This window comes from Planomonospora corallina, from assembly GCF_042650625.1.
GTDB lineage: Bacteria > Actinomycetota > Actinomycetes > Streptosporangiales > Streptosporangiaceae > Planomonospora_B > Planomonospora_B corallina.
In genome coordinates this window covers 687297-705189 of record NZ_JBHSBM010000011.1, presented here as the reverse complement: position 1 = coordinate 705189, position 17893 = coordinate 687297, and the positions used below count along the sequence as shown (strand labels likewise).

At 72.9% G+C, this 17893-nt stretch carries 11 protein-coding genes; 8 read left to right on the top strand and 3 right to left on the bottom strand.

Translation table 11 applies throughout. The features are described 5' to 3' along the window. Positions 1-118 precede the first annotated feature (118 nt). Together ACFOWE_RS07985 and ACFOWE_RS07980 are read right to left on the bottom strand one after the other, a co-directional pair. Positions 119-1099: a Gfo/Idh/MocA family protein gene (locus tag ACFOWE_RS07985; RefSeq protein ID WP_377286438.1), complete on the bottom strand. Its 981-nt coding sequence runs from the start codon at positions 1097-1099 to the stop codon at positions 119-121. A 101-nt stretch (positions 1100-1200) separates the two neighbouring features. Continuing rightward, positions 1201-2787 carry a peptide chain release factor 3 gene (locus tag ACFOWE_RS07980; RefSeq protein ID WP_377286437.1) on the bottom strand — a complete coding sequence of 529 codons (1587 nt, stop codon included), beginning with the start codon at positions 2785-2787 and terminating at the stop codon, positions 1201-1203. 219 nt (positions 2788-3006) lie between these two features. Here ACFOWE_RS07980 and ACFOWE_RS07975 point away from each other — a divergent pair, with 219 nt between their 5' ends. The 6 genes from ACFOWE_RS07975 (at position 3007) to ACFOWE_RS07950 (ending at position 14047) form a co-directional block, all read left to right on the top strand. Continuing rightward, the gene (locus ACFOWE_RS07975) at positions 3007-3780 is read left to right on the top strand and encodes a PP2C family protein-serine/threonine phosphatase (RefSeq protein WP_377286435.1); all 774 of its coding nucleotides are present in this window, start codon (positions 3007-3009) and stop codon (positions 3778-3780) included. 339 nt (positions 3781-4119) lie between these two features. Further along, entirely contained in the window at positions 4120-4593 is a 474-nt protein-coding gene (locus tag ACFOWE_RS07970; RefSeq protein ID WP_377286433.1) for a carboxymuconolactone decarboxylase family protein, read from the top strand. A gap of 130 nt (positions 4594-4723) precedes the next feature. Beyond that, the gene (locus ACFOWE_RS07965; protein ID WP_377286431.1) at positions 4724-5647 is read left to right on the top strand and encodes an RNA polymerase sigma-70 factor; all 924 of its coding nucleotides are present in this window, start codon (positions 4724-4726) and stop codon (positions 5645-5647) included. Positions 5648-5909: 262 nt separating this feature from the next. After that, positions 5910-6581, top strand: a complete 672-nt coding sequence (locus ACFOWE_RS07960; protein ID WP_377286430.1) for a hypothetical protein — start codon at positions 5910-5912, stop codon at positions 6579-6581. Between the two features lie 12 nt (positions 6582-6593). After that, the gene (locus ACFOWE_RS07955) at positions 6594-8822 is read left to right on the top strand and encodes a flotillin family protein (protein WP_377286429.1); all 2229 of its coding nucleotides are present in this window, start codon (positions 6594-6596) and stop codon (positions 8820-8822) included. 8 nt (positions 8823-8830) lie between these two features. Next, a complete protein-coding gene (locus tag ACFOWE_RS07950) occupies positions 8831-14047 on the top strand; it encodes a DNA repair ATPase (RefSeq protein WP_377286428.1) in 5217 nt (1738 codons plus the stop codon). A gap of 140 nt (positions 14048-14187) precedes the next feature. Here ACFOWE_RS07950 and ACFOWE_RS07945 read toward each other — a convergent pair whose 3' ends face one another. Further along, the gene (locus ACFOWE_RS07945; protein ID WP_377286426.1) at positions 14188-14985 is read right to left on the bottom strand and encodes a PP2C family protein-serine/threonine phosphatase; all 798 of its coding nucleotides are present in this window, start codon (positions 14983-14985) and stop codon (positions 14188-14190) included. Between the two features lie 84 nt (positions 14986-15069). Between ACFOWE_RS07945 and ACFOWE_RS07940 the strand changes: the two genes are divergently transcribed. Together ACFOWE_RS07940 and ACFOWE_RS07935 are read left to right on the top strand one after the other, a co-directional pair. Then, entirely contained in the window at positions 15070-16980 is a 1911-nt protein-coding gene (locus ACFOWE_RS07940) for an N-6 DNA methylase (protein ID WP_377286425.1), read from the top strand. 29 nt (positions 16981-17009) lie between these two features. Then, positions 17010-17893: serine/threonine-protein kinase (locus ACFOWE_RS07935; RefSeq protein WP_377286423.1), on the top strand; the 884-nt coding region annotated here is incomplete at its 3' end.

Here is a 17893-nt window from a genome sequence, read left to right as displayed (position 1 = left end):
CACCGGCCCGCCCCCGCGCCCGCGGACACCGGCCCGGCACGGGAACGCCGGACCCGTCCAAGAAGAAAAGGACCCGGCCGAACGACCCGCCGTACAGGAAGCCCGTCCGGGCGGCCGGTCACTCTCCGGGGAAGCGCACGCCGATCCGAGCGCGGACCTCGTCCAGGATGCCCATCACCTCGAGCGTCGAACTCCAGGGCACCAGCGGGCTCTCCAGCAGGCCCTCACGCAGGCAGCGCATGGCCTCGGCCGCCTCGTGGTTCATGCCGTTGCCGTCGAAGGGCACCTGGAAGGTCTCCGGCTCGCCGTCCGTCCGGTAGAGGGTGAACGCCTCGGGCCGGAAGAACAGGTGCGGCAGCTCGATCCGGCCGAGCGGTCCGGAGATCGAAGCGGTGACGGGGCTGTGCGTGGTGATCCCGCAGGACAGCACCGCGACCGCGCCGTCGGGGTAGCCGAGCAGCATGCCGGTGTTCTCGTCCACGCCCTCCGGGGTCAGCCGGGCCCAGGCCTGCACCTTCTCGGGGGCGCCGAGCACCATGTGGGCGAAGGAGACCGGGTAGACGCCGAGGTCGAGCAGGGCTCCGCCGCCCAGCGCCGGGTCGCGGAGCCGGTGGTCGGGGCCGACGGAGACGGAGATGCCGAAGTCGGCGTGGACGGTGTTCACCGGGCCGAGCGCGCCCTCGCGGACCAGTTCGACGATCTTGCGGATGGCCGGGTTGCAGCGCATCCACATGGCCTCCATGAGGAACAGGCCGCGCTCGCGGGCGAGGTCCACCAGTTCGGCGGCCCGGGTCCGGTCGAGGGTGAACGGCTTCTCGCACAGCACGGCCTTGCCGGCGTTCAGGCAGGTCGTGACCGCGTCGTAGTGGGCGCTGTGCGGGGTGGCGACGTAGACGATGTCCACCTCGGGATCGGCGGCCAGCTCGGCCCAGGTGCCGTGGGCACGGGGGATGCCGTAGCGGTCGGCGAAGGCCCGGGCGCTCTCGATCGACCGGGACCCGACGGCGACCACCTCGGCGTCCGGCAGCAGTTTCAGGTCCTCGGTGAAGGTCGCGGCGATGCCGCCGGTCGCCAGGATGCCCCACTTAATCGTGCTCATAGCGACATATCACATCATGCCGGGCACACTTGTGGGAACGCTCCCACCGCTCCGAACCGGCCCCGCCGGTCCTGTGAGCAGGCGCGGGGCCGTACGGCGGGTCAGCCCCGGGTGTCGGCGAGCAGCGGCTCCAGCTTCAGGTCCGGATGGTCCCGCAGCACGCCGCGCATCCGCCACTCGTCGGTGAACAGCGCCAGCAGCGCCCCGTCGAGGGTCCGGGTGAGGACCTCCACCCCGCGCTGGCGGGCCAGGATCGGCGCCGAGTCGGCGTCGGTGAGACGGGCGAGGCTGAAGTCGAGCCGATCCAGGGCGATCTCGGTGTTGAACTCCCCGGCCAGCCGGTGCTTGACCACGTCGAACTGCATCGGGCCGACCGCCGCGAGCACCGGCGACTGGTCACCGCGGATCTCGGAGCGGAGCACCTGGACGACGCCCTCGGCCTCCATCTGCTCGATGCCCTTGCGGAACTGCTTGGACCGGCTGGAGTCGCGGACTCGGGCGGTCCAGAAGTGCTCCGGCGCGAAGCTGGGGATCTTCGGGAACTCGACCGGCCGGCCGTCGTAGAGGGTGTCGCCCGGCCGGAGCGCGGTGGCGTTGACCAGACCGATCACGTCACCGGGGTAGGCCTCGTCGATCGTGGCGCGCTCCTGCCCGAAGACCGACTGGGCGTACTTGGTGGCGAAGGGGCGCCCGGTCGCGGCGTGGGTCAGCACCATGCCGCGCTCGAAGCGGCCGGAGCAGACCCGCACGAACGCGATCCGGTCGCGGTGCGAGGGGTCCATGTTGGCCTGGACCTTGAAGACCAGGCCGGAGAACGGCTCCTCCAGCAGGCGCGGGTCGCCCTTGGCGTCGGGACGGGGCGCGGGCGGCGGGGCGAGGTCCACCATGGCGTCCAGCAGGCGGCCGACGCCGAAGTTGGACAGGGCCGCGCCGAACAGCACCGGGGTCGTCTCGTGGGACTCGAACGCCTTCTGGTCGTGGTCGGCGCCGATCTCCGTCAGCAGGTCGGCCTCGTCCTTCGACCGCTCCCAGTCCTCCCCGATCTCGGCGAGCGCCTGCTCGGGGGTGAGTTCGGTCTCGATGGCCTTGGTGGCTCCGCCCGGCGTCCGGGTGTAGCGCACGGCCCGGCCGGCCAGCCGGTCGATGACCCCGTGGAAGAAGCCGCCGGTGCCGATCGGCCAGGTGACCGGGGTGGGCCGCAGACCGGTCTTCTCCTCGATCTCGTCCAGCAGTTCCAGCGCCTCGCGGCCGGGCCGGTCCCACTTGTTGACGAACGTGATGACGGGGATGCGGCGGTGGCGGCAGACCTCGAAGAGCTTGAGGGTCTGCGGCTCCATGCCCTTGGCGGCGTCCAGCAGCATGACCGCGCAGTCGACGGCGGCCAGCACCCGGTAGGTGTCCTCGGAGAAGTCGGCGTGGCCGGGGGTGTCGACCAGGTTGAACATGTGCCCGCGGTACTCGAAGCGGAGCGCGGCCGAGGTGATGGAGATGCCGCGGGCCTTCTCCATGTCCATCCAGTCGGAGGTCACGCCGCGCCGGCCGGCCTTGCCGTGCACGGCGCCGGCCTCCATGATGGCCGAGGCGTGCAGCGCCAGAGCCTCGGTCATCGTCGACTTACCGGCGTCGGGGTGGCTGATCACCGCGAATGTGCGGCGCCGCGCCGCCTCCTGCGCGATCGCGGTGGTCATCGTGCTCTCCTCGCCGTGTCATGGGGACGCGTGTCCGGGTACTGTCAGGTGTCGGAACAGCTTACGCGCCGCCAGGTGCGTCAACGATTACGACGACACTTCTCCCGGTCGCTTGCGCCACCCACGGCGCACGGTGGATCGTTGGAAGATCTCATGCCCGTACCGACCGTCCGAAAGCGACCCACCCGTGCGACTCGACGTTTCAGCAGTGGTGTGTAGATGATCATGCTCCGCTACGCGGCGGCTTCGGATGTCGGCCGGGTCCGCCAGGGCAACGAGGACTCCGCCTACGCCGGCCAGAGGCTGCTGGCCGTCGCCGACGGAATGGGCGGCCACGTGGGCGGGGAGGTGGCCAGCTCGGCCGCGGTGGCCGTGGTCGCGTCCCTGGACCACGAGCACCCCGCGGACCTGGCCGCCGCGGCGGAGGCCGGGGTCCACCGGGCCAACCGGCGCCTGCGCGAGCTGGTCGCGCAGGACCCGAGCCTCACCGGGATGGGCACCACACTGACCCTGATGCTCTGGGACGGGCTGCACGTCGCCCTGGCCCACATCGGGGACTCCCGTGCCTACCTGCTCCGCGAGGGCGACCTCTACCAGATCACCTACGACCACACGCTGGTCCAGACGCTGATGGACGACGGGCGGATCACCGCCGAGGAGGCGGCCCGGCACCCGCACCGGTCGATCCTGCTCCAGGTCCTCGACGGCAGCGAGAGCATCGAGGTCGACCTGTCCCTGCGGGACGCCGAGGTCGGCGACCGCTACCTGCTCTGTTCCGACGGCCTGTCCGGGGTGGTCGACGCCAACCGGCTCCGGCACGTGCTCGCCACGATCGACGACCTCGACACCGCGGCCCGCACGCTCATCGAGCTGGCCTGCGACGGCGGCGGCCCGGACAACATCACCTGCGTGCTGGCCGACGTGGTGGACGAGCCGGGTCCCGCGCAGGACACCCCCGTGATCGTCGGCGCCGCCGAACCGCAGACACCGTAGGCGGCGCGGGCGCCGCGGTCCGCGGACACGCCGTGACCGGCCGGCGCGGCGGACCTTGGCGGGACCCCGAGGCGGGGTTATGGTCGGTTCCACGCCTGTCTCGGTCACGTTCTCGCGAAGGGACGACACCACCGTGTACAAGGAATTCGCCCGCGAGGCCGTCGTCTGGCTCATCCCCGTCGTCATCCTCATCGGGCTCGCCTACCTGGTCACCAGCACCTAGCGGGCGGGGCCGGCGCCTGCGGGCGGGAGACGCAGATCACATCCATCCGTGTCACAGGGGGTCGGGCCACCTCGTCTCAAGGGGTGTAGCCACTGACGACCGCAGAGGAGCACACCATGGATGCGCGGCTGAACTACTTCGCCTCCCCGACCGCCGGCCAGATCCTCAAGCACTTCATGGCGGCGGGCAAGGCGCTCAAGGGGTCCCCGCTGCCGGCCGTGACGCAGGAGCTGGTGGCGCTGCGCGTGAGCCAGATCAACGGCTGCGCCGCCTGCATCGACATGCACACCAAGGACGCCACCGCAGCCGGGGAGACCTCGGTGCGGCTGAACCTGGTGGCGGCGTGGCGGGAGGCCACGGTCTTCACCGAGGCCGAGCGCGCCGCGCTGGCGCTGGCGGAGGAGGGGACCCGGGTCGCGGACGCGGCCGGCGGGGTCGGCGACGAGGTCTGGGCGCATGCCGCCATGCACTACGACGAGGAGCAGCTCACCGCGCTGGTGACCCTGGTCGCCTTCATGAATGCGGCGAACCGGCTGAACATCATCACCCGTCAGCCGGCCGGCGGCTACGAGCCCGGCCGGTTCCACTGATCCGTTGAACGGCCCGGACCCCGGGGCCCGGGCCGTCACTCGGGCGGCCCGGTGGTCCCGATGATCGGTGGGGAGGTCCGCGCCGGCGAGTACGGCCCGGCGGGAGGACCTCCAGGGTGAGGGAGTCGGTGTGAGCAAGGTCGAGGAGTTCGAGGAGCTGCGACCGCTGCTGTTCTCGATCGCCTATCGGATTCTGGGCAGTGTGGGCGAGGCCGAGGACGCGGTGCAGGAGACGTGGTTGCGTTTCGACGGCTCGGCGGCCCGCCCCGCGTCGACCAGGGCTTTTCTGTCCGCCACGGTGACGCGGATCTCGATCGACGTCCTGCGCTCCGCCCGGGTCCGGCGGGAGGAGTACGTGGGCCCGTGGTTCCCCGAGCCGCTGCTGAGCGATCCGTACCAGGACCCGGCGCGGTCGGTGGAGCTCGCCGACTCGGTGTCGATGGCGGCGCTGCTGCTGCTGGAGCGGCTCAGCCCGCTGGAGCGGGCGGTGTTCGTGCTGCGGGAGGTGTTCGGCTTCGGGTTCGGCGAGGTCGCCGCGGCGGTGGGACGGTCGGAGGCGGCCTGCCGGCAGCTGTCGGTGCGGGCGCGGCGGCACATGGAGGCCGGGCGTCCACGCTTCGAAGCGGACCGGGCGGAGCGGGCGGAACTCGCGGCGCGGTTCTTCGACGCCCTGCGGGAGGGCGACGTCACCGGTTTGCGGGAGCTGCTCGCCGCCGACGTGTCGATGGCCGGCGACGGCGGCGGCAGGGCCCCGCAACTGGCCAGGGCCGTCGTCGGCGCCGAGAACGTCGCCCGGCTGCTCGCCTCCGTCTTCCCCCTGATGGCCCGGATCGGTGTGACGTTCGAGCCGCACGAGGTCAACGGCGAGCCGGGGGCGGTCTTCCGGGACCGGGACGGCAGAGTGCTCCACACCCTGGCGCTCGATGTGCTCGGCGGACGGATCCAGACCATCCGTTCGGTGATCAACCCCGACAAGCTCGGGCACCTGGGCCCGGTGGCGGACGCCTGGGCGAGCACCCGCGAGGTGAGACAGGCGCGCCGGTCGGCGGGATGACCACGGCGGGATGACCATGGCGGCCGCCCCCGCCCGGAACACCCTGCGAGCGGCTCGGCGTCTTCACCGGGGCGCACTCCGCCGGCCGCACCCCGGGGGTCCCGGAAAGCACGGGATTCCCGGGACCCCGCAGCCATCCAGGTCAAGATTTTTTCGGGATTTCAGGAACTATTTCTTTTGCCCGTTCTTTACCAAGTTATAGTCGGAGCACGCGTTCGGGGACGCGGCCACGGGGTTGCCAGCAGGGGGATCTTCTACATCCATGGGTCGGTTGGAACGGTTCATCGAGGCCGCGCTCTCTTTCCCCACCGTCCTGTTCAGTTTCCCGCTGCTCGTGGTGGCCGGTTACTGGATTCTCACCCTCTTCACCGGGGGCGCGCTCGACGGTGACGCGGCGGGCGGCGGGAGCGAGCTCGCCGGTGACGCGGGGGATGCAGGGGGCGCGGGAGGCGTCGGCGGGCTCCTGGCCTTCCTCGGGCTCGGCGGAGTGCCGGTCGGCGTGACCGTCTCCGCGATGGTCTCCATCGCCTGGTTCACCAGCCTCACCGGCTCGGCCCTCGTCGCCGGGATCCCTGCCTTCCCCCAGGCCGTCCTCCTGGTCGCGGTGCTCGTCGCGGCGCTCGCCTGCGCCTGGATCGGCGCTCGCCTGCTGGCGGTGCCGCTGCAGCGCGCCGCGTCGAAGGAGCGCGTTCCCTCCCGCGCCGACTTCGTGGGCCGCACCTGCGTCATCCGCACCAGCCGGGTGGGAAGGGACTTCGGCCAGGCCGAGATCACCTCCCGCGACGGCTCCTCCGCCCTCGTACAGGTCAGACAGACCGGCGACGACGTCTTCGGCGCCGGCAGCACCGCCCTGATCTACGCCTACGACTCCGACGGCGAGTTCTTCTGGGTGACGCCGTACGACGCGGAACTCGACCCCGACCGTCCCATCTAGTTGAGGGAACACATGGACGTCATCTCCACCGGTTTCGGCGTGCTCCTGGGCTTCGCCCTGCTCGTCCTCATCGGCATCGTCTTCATGATCACGCGCCTGTTCCACAAGGTCGAACAGGGCAGGGCGCTGATCGTGTCCAAGGTCAACAAGGTCGACGTCACCTTCACCGGGGCGGTCGTGCTGCCCGTGGTCCACAAGGCCGAGTTCATGGACATCTCGGTGAAGACCATCGAGATCGAGCGCTCCGGCAAGGAGGGCCTGATCTGCCGGGACAACATCCGGGCCGACATCAAGATCACTTTCTTCGTCCGGGTCAACAAGACCGTCGAGGACGTGGTGAAGGTCGCCCAGGCCATCGGCACCGCCCGGGCCAGTGACGCCGAGACGCTGCAGGAGCTGTTCAACGCCAAGTTCTCCGAGGCGCTGAAGACCGTCGGCAAGCAGCTCGACTTCGTCGACCTCTACACCCAGCGCGATCACTTCCGCGACCAGATCATCCAGGTCATCGGCACCGACCTGAACGGCTACAGCCTCGAGGACGCGGCGATCGACTACCTGGAGCAGACGCCGCTGAGCAAGCTCGACCCGGCGAACATCCTCGACGCCCAGGGCATCCGCAAGATCACCGAGCTGACCGCGATCGAGCACGTGCGGACCAACGAGTACCAGCGCCACGAGGAGAAGGAGATCACCCGCCAGAACGTGGACGCGCGGGAGGCCATCCTGGAGCTGGAGCGCCGCCAGGCCGACGCGGAGATCAAGCAGAAGCGCGAGGTCGAGACCATGCGCGCCCGCGAGGAGGCCGAGATCGCCCGGGTCCGGGCCGAGGAGCGGCTCAAGGCCAGCACCGCGGACCTGCGCACCGAGGAGCAGCTCGGCATCCAGCGGGAGAACCAGGCCCGGGAGATCGAGGTGGCGGCCAAGAACCGCGAGCGGGTCATCGCCATCGAGAGCGAGCGGATCGAGAAGGACCGTCTGCTGGAGGTCATCGCCCGCGAGCGCGAGACCGAGCTGTCCCGCATCGCCAAGGACAAGGAGCTCGAGGGCGAGAAGCGCTCGATCGCCGAGGTCGTCCGCGAGCGCGTCGCGGTGGAGAAGACGGTCGCCGAGCAGGAGGAGAGCATCAAGCGCCTGCGGGTGGTCGAGGAGGCCGAGCGCACCCGCCAGGCCGTGATCATCCAGGCCGAGGCCGAGGCGCAGGAGAAGCTGGTCAAGGACATCAAGGCCGCCGAGGCGGCCGAGGCCGCCTCCAAGCACAAGGCCCGCGAGTCCCTGGTGCTGGCCGAGGCGCGCCAGCAGGCCGCCGAGCTCGACGCCCGCGCCAAGATCCGCCTGGCCGAGGGCGTCCAGGCCGAGGCCGCCGCGACCGGCCTGGCCGAGGTGCAGGTCGCCGAGCGCAACGCCGCCGCGATCGAGAAGGTCGGCCGGGCCGAGGCCGCGGTCGAGCGGGAGAAGGCGCTGGCCGCCGCCGAGGGCGAGCAGGCCAGGGCCCAGGCCGTCGCCGCCGGGCTGCGCGAGAAGCTCATGGCGGAGGCCGACGGCGAGCAGGCCAAGGCGCTGGCCGAGGCCGCCCGGGTCGGCGAGACGCTCAAGGCCGAGGCCGAGGGTCTGACCGAGAAGGCGGCGGCGCTGGCCGCGATGGACGAGGCGAGCCGGGGCCACGAGGAGTACCGCCTGCGGCTGGAGGCGGAGAAGGAGATCCGCCTGGCCGGCGTCACCTCCCAGGTCAAGGTCGCCGAGGCGCAGGCCGTGGTGCTCGCCGCCGGGCTGGAGAAGGCCGACATCGACATCGTCGGCGGCGACAGCGTGTTCTTCGACAAGCTGGTCGGCGCGGTCGCCATGGGCAAGAGCGTGGACGGCTTCGTGGAGCACTCCGGCGTGGCCCGCACGCTCGCCGGGCCGTACCTCGACGGGTCCCAGAGCCTGCCCGCCGACCTGACCCGGGTGCTCGGCTCGCTGGGCAGCTCGGACGTGCGCGATCTGTCGCTCTCGGCGCTGCTGGTGAAGCTGGTGAACGAGGGCGGCCCCGAGGGGGCCCGGCTGCGCGAGCTGCTCGGCTCCGGCGGCAGCGGTGGGAACGGCGGGGGCGCCGCGACCGTGACGACGGCCGCCGCGGTGCCGGTGACGCCCACCGCCACGGTGGCGACCGGTACGGACGTCCCGGTGACCGTCACGGACGTGCCGGCGGCGGGCAACGGCAGCGCCGGGGGCGGCCCCGTCGCCGACGCGGGCCGGGAGTGACGCCGGACGTGAGCGTCACCGACACCTCCGAGGCCCTCACCGGCCCGCAGGGCACGACGGAGCAGGCGCTGGACGCGGGCACCTACGAGGTGCTCCGCGCCCGCCTCGCCGAGCAGGCCGGGGAGCTGGCCCGGCGGGCCGAGGAGCTCAACGCCCGGCGCCTGGAGGTCTTCGGCGGGACCGAGCTCCGCCTGATCGGGACCGAGCGGATCCGCACCGAGAACAACTGCGTGCCCCGCGACATCGTCTCGATCGGCGATCTCATGCTCTTCGGGTACAACGTCTTCATCGGGCTGAAGCCGGAGACGACCGTCGCCGACGTCTTCTCCATGCACCGCTTCAGCCGGGACTCGGACGCCTTCCGGTTCGACCCCGAGCCGCTCTTCCACCATCCGCAGTTCGAGCGGGACTTCGCCGAGCTCTACCGGTACTACCGGGAGACCCGGCTGATCCAGCTCCGCCGGGTGGACGGCAAGCTGCTGGCCGTCTTCCGGACCGGCCCGCAGGACATCCGGGTGCTGCGCTGGCAGGTCGGCACGGACGGCTCGCTCACCTACATCGACGACCGGGGCGAGCGCGACCACGTCTTCCCCGCCTCGCACGACTTCGAGTGGACCGCCACCACCCGGGACGACCACGTCCTCGGCCGGCACCCGCACATCTCGATCCAGGGCGAGGTGTTCGTCGAGACCGTCGGCGGCGACCTCACCATCAAGATCGAGAACAACACGGAGACCGGCGAGGGGATCTACCACGAGCCGGTCGCCGAGCCGCTGCAGAGCCTCGCCGACGCCGACGTGCAGCACGCCAGGATCGGCCCGCTGATCCTGCTGCGCATCCGGCCCTACAACGAGACGGAGTGGCGGCACCTGGTCTTCAACACCCGGACCAAGGAGGTCGTGCGGCTGGACGGCATCGGCCAGGCCTGCCGGCGGCTCCCGGAGGACCAGGGCATCATCTTCCCGGGCGGCTACTACCTGTCCACCGGGGTGAGCAAGACCTTCGACACCGACGTCACCGACCTGGAGTTCGAGCGGGTCATCCGCTCGGTCAACGGCGAGGACGTGCTCTACGTGTTCCACGCCCGGGCCGAGGGCCGCTCGCTGCTGCTGCCGTACAACGTGATCCGCAAGCAGGTGGCGACGCCGATCCCCTGCCACGGCTACTCGCTGTTCGACGACGGCACGCTGGTGGTGTTCCGGGCGGTCTCGGAGGAGCCGACCCGGGTGCACCCGATGCAGGTGTGGCAGACGCCGTTCACCTCCGACGTCTACGCCGCCGCCCAGCCGGTCGGGACCGGCCCGCTGGAGCGGATCGGCAACGCCGAGCTGGTGCGCGGCATCTCCGACTGCCTCTCGGTGGCCCGCATGGTCGAGGAGATGGCGCCCTCGCAGGCGGTGTTCGAGGCACTGATCGCGGCCTGCACGCGGGTCTTCGACCACTACCACTGGCTGGGCGACCCCGGTGTGCAGGGGGACCTGCGCACTCCCCTGGCCGACCTGCGGGCCACCGCCGAGCAGGTGCTGGACGAGTTCGAGAAGGTCCGCTCCCTCACGGGGCAGGCCGAGACGGCGGTGGAGGAGGCCGCCGCGCAGATCGCCTCCCTCCTGCGCCGGGCTCGCGGGGAGGCGGCCCGCTCGGCCGCCGAGTGGGTCACCCGGCTGGACGGGCTCCGCCAGGCGCAGGGACACCTGGTGACCCTGCGCGAGCTGCGCTACGCCGACACCGGCCGGATCGACCGGCTGGACGCCGAGCTGCGGGACGGGCTCGACGGTACGGCGCAGCGCGCGGTCGCCTTCCTGTCGGGCGAGGACGCCTTCGCCGACTACCGCGACGAGGTCGGGCGCCTGGCCGCGAAGGCCGCGGAGATCACCTCCACGGCCGAGGCCGAGCCCGTCGACGAGCGGCTGACCGTGCAGGCCCGCGGCCTGGAGGTGGTCATCGAGGTGGTCGGCACGCTCGACATCGCCGACGCCGGGGTGCGCACCGCCATCCTGGAGCGGGTGGGCGAGGTGCTCGGCGGGGTCAACCGGGCGCGGGCCACCCTGCGGGCGCGCCGGCGCGAGCTGCTGACCGCCGAGGGCCGGGCCGCCTTCGCCGCCGAGTTCGCCCTGCTGGGGCAGGCGATCACCGGGGCCCTGGCGGTGGCCGACACCCCCGACCGGTGCGACGAGCAGCTCGGCCGGCTGATGCTGCAGCTGGAGAACCTGGAGTCGCGCTTCACCGAGTTCGACGACTTCCTCGCGGAGCTGTCCGCCAAGCGGGAGGACGTCTACGAGGCGTTCTCCTCCCGGCGGCAGGCCCTGCTGGACGAGCGGGCCCGCCGGGCCGACCGGCTGGCCGGCTCGGCGGACCGGATCCTGGCGAGCGTGCAGCGGCGGGTCTCCTCGCTCGGCTCGGTCGACGAGGTCAACACCTACTTCGCCTCCGACCCGATGGTGCGCAAGCTGCACGCGGTCGCCGCCGAGCTGCGCGAGCTGGGCGACCAGGTCCGCGCCGAGGAGCTGGAGGGCCGGGTCAAGGCGGCCCGGCAGGAGGCCGGGCGGGCGCTGCGCGACCGGCTCGACCTCTACACCGACGGCGGCGAGACCATCCGGCTGGGCCGGCACCGGTTCGCGGTCAACACCCAGGAGGCGGACCTGACGCTGGTCCCGCACGGCGGGGAGATGGCCTTCGCCGTCACCGGGACCGACTACCGCGCCCCCGTCGGCGACCCCGCGTTCGCCGCGACCCGGCCGTTCTGGTCGCAGCTGCTGGTCTCGGAGTCGCCCGACGTCTACCGGGCCGAGCACCTGGCCGCCGCGGTCCTGGCCGCCGCCGAGGCGGGCACCCCGCTCGTGGAGGGCGGCTCCGGCGGGCTCACGGTCTCGCTCGACGCGCTGCACGAGGCGGCGGTGGCCGACGGGGAGCTGCTCCGGATCGTCCGCCGGGCCGCGGAGAGCCGCTACGACGAGGGCTACGAGCGGGGCGTGCACGACCACGACGCCGCGGCGATCCTCGACGTGCTGCTCCGGCTGCACGCGGGCGCCGGGCTGCTCCGCTACCCCCCGGCCGCGCGGGCGGCGGCCCAGCTCTTCTGGGCCTTCGGGACGGACGAGGCCGAACGCTCCTCCTGGACCACCCGGGCGGTCTCGCTGGCCCGGGCACGCGCCCGGTTCGGGCACGTGGCGGCGGTGGAGGAGACCTGCCGCGCCCTGGGCTCGGCGGTGGCGGCCTTCCTGGCGGAGCCGGCCCGCGGAGGTGACGGAGCCTTCCTGGCACAGCCGGCCCGCGGAGGTGACGAGGCCGCGCCGGACGGGCGGAGCGGATCCGGCGGACCGGTGCCCGGGGAGGCACGGACCGGATCCGGCGGACCGGTGTCCGGGGAGGCACGGGGAGCCGCGGCCTCCGGGACCTTCGGGGATCCCGCGGAGATCTCCGAGCTGGCCGGGGAGTACCTGTTCGAGGAGCTGGCGAGCGCTCCGGCCGGGTTCGTGACGAGCGCCGGGGCCCGCAGGCTGCTGGAGCGCTTCGACCGGGCGCTGGGCGCCGCCCGCGCCGACTTCGCCGAGGACCTGCGCGCCCTCGCCGGCGACCTGCCCGGCCGCAGGCGGCTGGCCGAGGCCTGGCTGGAGGCCTTCGCGGGCGGCTCCGGAGCCGTGACCGCAGGCGTGACCGCAGGCGCGTCCGGAGGCAGCGGGGACTCCAGGAACGCCGGGGACGGCTCCGGCGCCGCCCTGGCCCGCTCCTGCCCCGAGCTGCCCGAGGCCGTCGCCGTACTGCTCTGCGAAGGGCTGCCCCGCCACGACTCGTCGGCGGCGCTGGAGGCGACCGTCGAGGGGCTGCTCGGCGCGCACCCGCGCGTCACCGGCCGGAGCATGACGGTGCGCCTGGACGAGTTCCTCGCCCGGACCAGGCGCTTCCGGACCCACCGGGCGCCGGCCTACCGGGACTACCTGCGGCGCCGCAACGAGCTGGTCGCCGCCGAGCGCACCCGCCTGCGGCTGGAGGAGTACCGGCCGAAGGTGATGAGCTCCTTCGTCCGCAACCAGCTGCTCGACGAGGTCTACCTGCCGCTCATCGGCGACAACCTGGCCAAGCAGCTGGGCGCGAGCGGCGACGCCAAGCGGACCGACCAGATGGGCCTGCTGCTGCTCATCTCCCCGCCCGGCTACGGCAAGACGACCCTGATGGAGTACGTCGCCAACCGCCTGGGCCTGGTCTTCGTGAAGGTCAACGGCCCGGCGCTGGGTCACCGGGTCACCTCGGTGGACCCCGCCGAGGCCCCGGACGCGACCTCCCGCCAGGAGGTCGAGAAGATCAACTTCGCGCTGGAGATGGGCAACAACGTCCTGCTCTATCTGGACGACATCCAGCACACCTCACCGGAGCTGCTGCAGAAGTTCATCTCGCTGTGCGACGCCCAGCGCCGCATGGAGGGGGTCTGGAACGGCCGGAGCCGCACCTACGACCTGCGCGGCAAGCGCTTCGCGGTCTGCATGGCGGGCAACCCGTACACCGAGTCGGGCGCGCGGTTCCGCATCCCCGACATGCTCGCCAACCGCGCCGATGTCTGGAACCTCGGCGACGTGCTCTCCGGCAGGGAGGAGGTGTTCGCGCTGAGCTACGTCGACACGGCGCTGACCTCCAACCCCGTCCTGGCTCCGCTGGCGACCCGCGAGCGCGAGGACGTCCGCCTGCTGGTACGGCTGGCGCAGGGCGACCCGGCCGTCCGCGCCGACCGGCTGGCCCATCCGTACTCCTCGGTGGAGCTGGAGCAGATCCTCGCGGTGCTGCGCAAGCTGCTCCACGTCCAGCGGGTGGTCCTGTCCGTCAACCAGGCCTACATCGCCTCGGCCGCGCAGTCGGACGCCGCGCGGACCGAGCCGCCGTTCCGGCTCCAGGGCTCCTACCGGAACATGACCAAGCTGGCGGCGCGGATCTCGGCAGTGATGAACGACGCCGAGCTGGAGGCCGTCATCGACGACCACTACCTCGGCGAGGCGCAGACGCTCACGTCCGGCGCCGAGGAGAACCTGCTGAGGCTGGCCGAGATCAGGGGAAGGCTCACCCCCGGGCAGGCCGCGCGGTGGGCCGAGGTGAAGGCCGCCTACGTGCGCGCCCGCGCGCTCGGCGGCGGCGAGGACGACCCGGTGGCCCGGGCCGTCGGCGCGGTGGGCCTGCTCGCCGACCGGGTCGGCACCGCCATCGACCGGGCCGCCGACCGGCTCGCGCCGGAGCGATGAGGCCGGGCCCTCTCCCGGGCCCGGCCCTCCGCCTGTCCTGCGCCGCCGCGCCGGACACCGCCCGGAGCGCCGCGCCGGAAGCCACCCGGGGCGCCGTGGTGTCCGGCACCGCCCGGAGCGCCGCCGTACCGGGCGCCGCGTCAGGGTGTCAGTCTCTGCTCGGCGGCGGCGCCCACGACGAGGCGCTCGGTGGAGGCGGGGTGGGGGCCGAAGTCGGCGACGACGCAGGTGATGTTGTCGGGGCCGCCCCCGCTGTTGGCCAGCTCGATGAGCCACCGGGCGGCCTCGTCGGGGTCGTCGACGTCGGTGAGGGTGTTGAAGAGGGCCTCCGGCCCGACCACGGCGGTCAGGCCGTCGGAGCACAGGAGGTAGCGGTCGCCCGGCCGGGCCTCGCGCAGGCTCAGGTCCAGGTCGCCGTCGCCGGTCCCCTCCAGCACGCGCAGGACCATCGACCGGCGCGGGTGCTCGGCCGCCTGCTCGGGGGTGATGCGTCCCTCGTCCACCAGCGACTGGACGAGGGTGTGGTCGTGGGTGATCTGGTAGAGCGCGCCGTCGCGCAGCATGTAGGCGCGGGAGTCCCCGACGTGGGCCAGGGCGAACGCGGCGCCGTCCCAGAGCATGGCGGTGAAGGTGGTGCCCATCCCGCGCAGCGCGGGCTCGCGCTCGGTCATCCCGCGCAGCGCGCGGTTGACGTCTCTGGCGACACCCTGGAGGCTCTCCTCCAAGGTGGCGTCCGGCACCGGGAGGGCCTCGTCCAGCGCGGCCAGGGTCGTCACGACGAGCGAGCTGGCGACCTCTCCGCCCGCGTGGCCACCCATGCCGTCGGCGATGGCCAGCAGACGCGGGCTGGCGTAGCCCGAGTCCTCGTTCGCCTCGCGGCGGACTCCGACATCGGAGCGGGCGGCGTAGCGCAGTGCCAGTCCTTCGTTTTGTGCCATGAAGGCAGTAAAGCACTGGTTGAAGGACTTCACAAGCAAAAATGTTGTAGACCGTTTTAGTTCTGTCAACTACTCTGACTGTCCATGGAGGAGAGCCGGGAGATCACCGTCAACGCGGGCGACATCGCCCGGCTCGCCGACGTGGGACGGGCCGCGGTGAGCAACTGGCGCCGCCGGCACGAGGACTTCCCGCAGCCGGTCGGCGGCACCGCCTCCAGCCCGCTCTTCTCCCTGTCGGAGGTCGCCGCGTGGCTGCGCCACAACGGCAAGTCCTTCGAGGTCTCCCTCGGCGACCTGGTCTGGCAGCGGATGCGGACCTCCGTCGACGACCTGCGCCTGGGCGAGCTGGTGGGCCGGATCGGCGCCTTCCTGCTCTTCCTGCACCGCGAGCCGGAGACCTGGCGCGAGCACGGCGTGCGGTGCGTCCCGGACCGCGCGGCGGCCGCCACGGCCGGCCTGCCCGGCCGCGCCCGGCCGCCGGCCGACCCGGCGCTGCTCCGGCTGGCCGCCCGGCTGGCCGACGAGCGCGGCCCGCGGGAGGCCTTCGAGTTCCTCTGCGCGCGCTACGTCGAGGCACGCTCCCGGCAGCTCGCGGTGACCAGGGACGACCTGGCGGCGCTCATGATCCGCCTGACCGCCGGGGACGGCCGGACCGGCGCGGGCACCGTGCTCGACCCCGCCTGCGGCGTGGGCACCCTCCTGCTGCACGCCGCCGCCCCGCTCGGCCAGGAGCTCAACGAGACCAGCGCCCTGATCACCGCGGTCCGCCTGCTGCTGCGCGGCGCACCGGCCCGGATCGCGGCCGGCGACTCGCTCCGCGAGGACGGCCTGGCCGGCGAGCTCGCCGACGCGGTGGTCTGCGACCCTCCGTTCAACGAGCGCGCGTGGGGCCACGAGGAGCTGACCGGCGACCCCCGCTGGGAGTACGGCATGCCGCCGCGCGGCGAATCCGAGCTGGCCTGGGTCCAGCACTGCCTGAGCCACGTGCGGCCGGGCGGCCTGGTGGCGATCCTGATGCCCGCCGCCGCGGCCGGCCGCCGCCCCGGCAAGCGGATCCGGGGCAACCTGCTGCGGGCCGGGGCGCTGCGCGCGGTGATCAGCCTGGCCCCCGGCGGCCCCGACCTGTGGATGCTCCGCCGCCCCGACGGGAGCAGGCCGCCCTCGGCGCTCCTGCTGGTGGACGCGGGCGAGGACCTGTCGGTGGTGGAGCCGGCCTGGCGCGCCTACGCGCGGGACCCGGAGGCGGAGCCGTCCGGCGCCGGCCGTACCGTGCGGATCATCGACCTGCTCGACGACGAGGTCGACCTCACCCCGGCCCGGCACCGCCCGCAGCAGGGGCCGCTGGACTTCGTCCGCGACTTCGGTGACACGCTGGACCGCTTCCGGGCGGCCTCGGCCGTCCTCACGGAGGCGCCGCCGCCGCTGGAGCCGCTGCCCGAGCGGCAGGAGCTGCCGGCCACGACGGTCGGCGAGCTGGTCAAGACGGGGCTGGTCACCCTCCTGGCGGCCCCGCAGCGCATGGCCACGGACTCCGGCCCGGTCCCGGTCCTGACCGCCGACGACGTCGCCTCGGGCGGGCCGCCCTCCGGCGGGGCCCCGCCCGACCCGGCGCTGGTCATGCTCCGGCCGGGCGACGTCGTCGCCACCGCCCTCGGCGCGGTCCGGGTGGTCACCGAGCCCGGCGCGGCGCTGGGGCCGCAGCTCACGCTCTACCGGGTGGACCCGGACCGGCTCGACCCGGGCTTCCTGGCCGGATGCCTGCGCTCCGCCGACACCGCCCGCGCCCACCCCGGCTCCAGCAGGCTCGACGTGCGGCGGACCCGGGTGCCGATGCTGCCCCTGGCCGAGCAGCGCCGGTACGGCGAGGCCTTCCGCGCCCTGACGGCGATGGAGGACCGATTGCGTGAGGCGGCCGCGCTGGGAGAGACCTTGATCCGGTTAGGCTTTGACGGACTGGTCGACGGCCATCTGCGGCCGTGCGACCAAGGGGTGTAGGAGCCCGTTAGTCCGCAGGGGAGGGCCGGATGGTCATCGGCGACCGGTACGTTCTCGACGACCTCCCCCTCGGGCAGGGAGGCATGGGCGCGGTCTACGCCGGTCACGACCGGCACCTCGACCGCAGGGTTGCGGTGAAGTTCCTGCGCCTGCACACCGGCCCCGACGAGGAGCTGCAGCAGCGCTTCCTGCGGGAGGCCCGCATCCTGGCCAGGCTGGAGCACCCCGGCGCCCCCGTGCTCTACGACTTCGGCGCCGAGGGCCACCGGCTGTACCAGGTGATGCAGTTCATCGAGGGCGTCACCGTGGCCGACCTGGTCAGCGAGCACGGCCCGCTCCCGGTCCCGTGGGCCGCCGCGATCGCCGCCCAGGCCTGCGCGGTGCTCTCGGCCGCGCACGCGCTCTCGATCTACCACCGGGACCTCAAGCCGACCAACCTGATGCTCTGCCCCGACGGCAGCGTCAAGGTCCTGGACTTCGGGCTGGCGATGCTCCGCGAGACCGGCTCCACCCGCTTCACCCGGATCGGCCAGCTGCTCGGCACGCCCGCCTACATGGCCCCCGAGCAGATCCAGCGCGGCCTGGCCGGCCCGCGCAGCGACCTGTACGCGCTGGGCTGCGTCCTGCACGAGATGCTGACGGGCAGGCAGCTGTTCACCGGGCCCACCGAGTACGCCGTGTTCGAGCGCCAGGTCAAGGAGTGCCCGCCGCCGCTGCCGGACGTCCCCGGCGAGCTGGACCGGCTGATCGGGCAGCTGCTGGAGAAGGATCCCGTGCGCCGCCCGGCGGGCGCCGACGAGCTCTACGAGCGCCTCCAGCCGTTCGCCGTGGACCTGCCCATGCTCCCCGGCTTCCTCAGTCCGCCGTCGGCCCCCAGCCCCGTGCGGATGTACGCCCGGATGGTCGGCCGCGT

Bases quoted from the DNA above. Each gene is read 5' to 3' on its own strand.
- ACFOWE_RS07975 (WP_377286435.1), top strand. From the start codon at position 3,007: ATGATCATGCTCCGCTACGCGGCGGCTTCGGATGTCGGCCGGGTCCGC.
- ACFOWE_RS07985 (WP_377286438.1), bottom strand. From the start codon at position 1,099: ATGAGCACGATTAAGTGGGGCATCCTGGCGACCGGCGGCATCGCCGCG.
- ACFOWE_RS07980 (WP_377286437.1), bottom strand. From the start codon at position 2,787: ATGACCACCGCGATCGCGCAGGAGGCGGCGCGGCGCCGCACATTCGCG.
- ACFOWE_RS07945 (WP_377286426.1), bottom strand. From the start codon at position 14,985: ATGGCACAAAACGAAGGACTGGCACTGCGCTACGCCGCCCGCTCCGAT.
- ACFOWE_RS07960 (WP_377286430.1), top strand. From the start codon at position 5,910: ATGGGTCGGTTGGAACGGTTCATCGAGGCCGCGCTCTCTTTCCCCACC.
- ACFOWE_RS07940 (WP_377286425.1), top strand. From the start codon at position 15,070: ATGGAGGAGAGCCGGGAGATCACCGTCAACGCGGGCGACATCGCCCGG.
- ACFOWE_RS07955 (WP_377286429.1), top strand. From the start codon at position 6,594: ATGGACGTCATCTCCACCGGTTTCGGCGTGCTCCTGGGCTTCGCCCTG.
- ACFOWE_RS07970 (WP_377286433.1), top strand. From the start codon at position 4,120: ATGGATGCGCGGCTGAACTACTTCGCCTCCCCGACCGCCGGCCAGATC.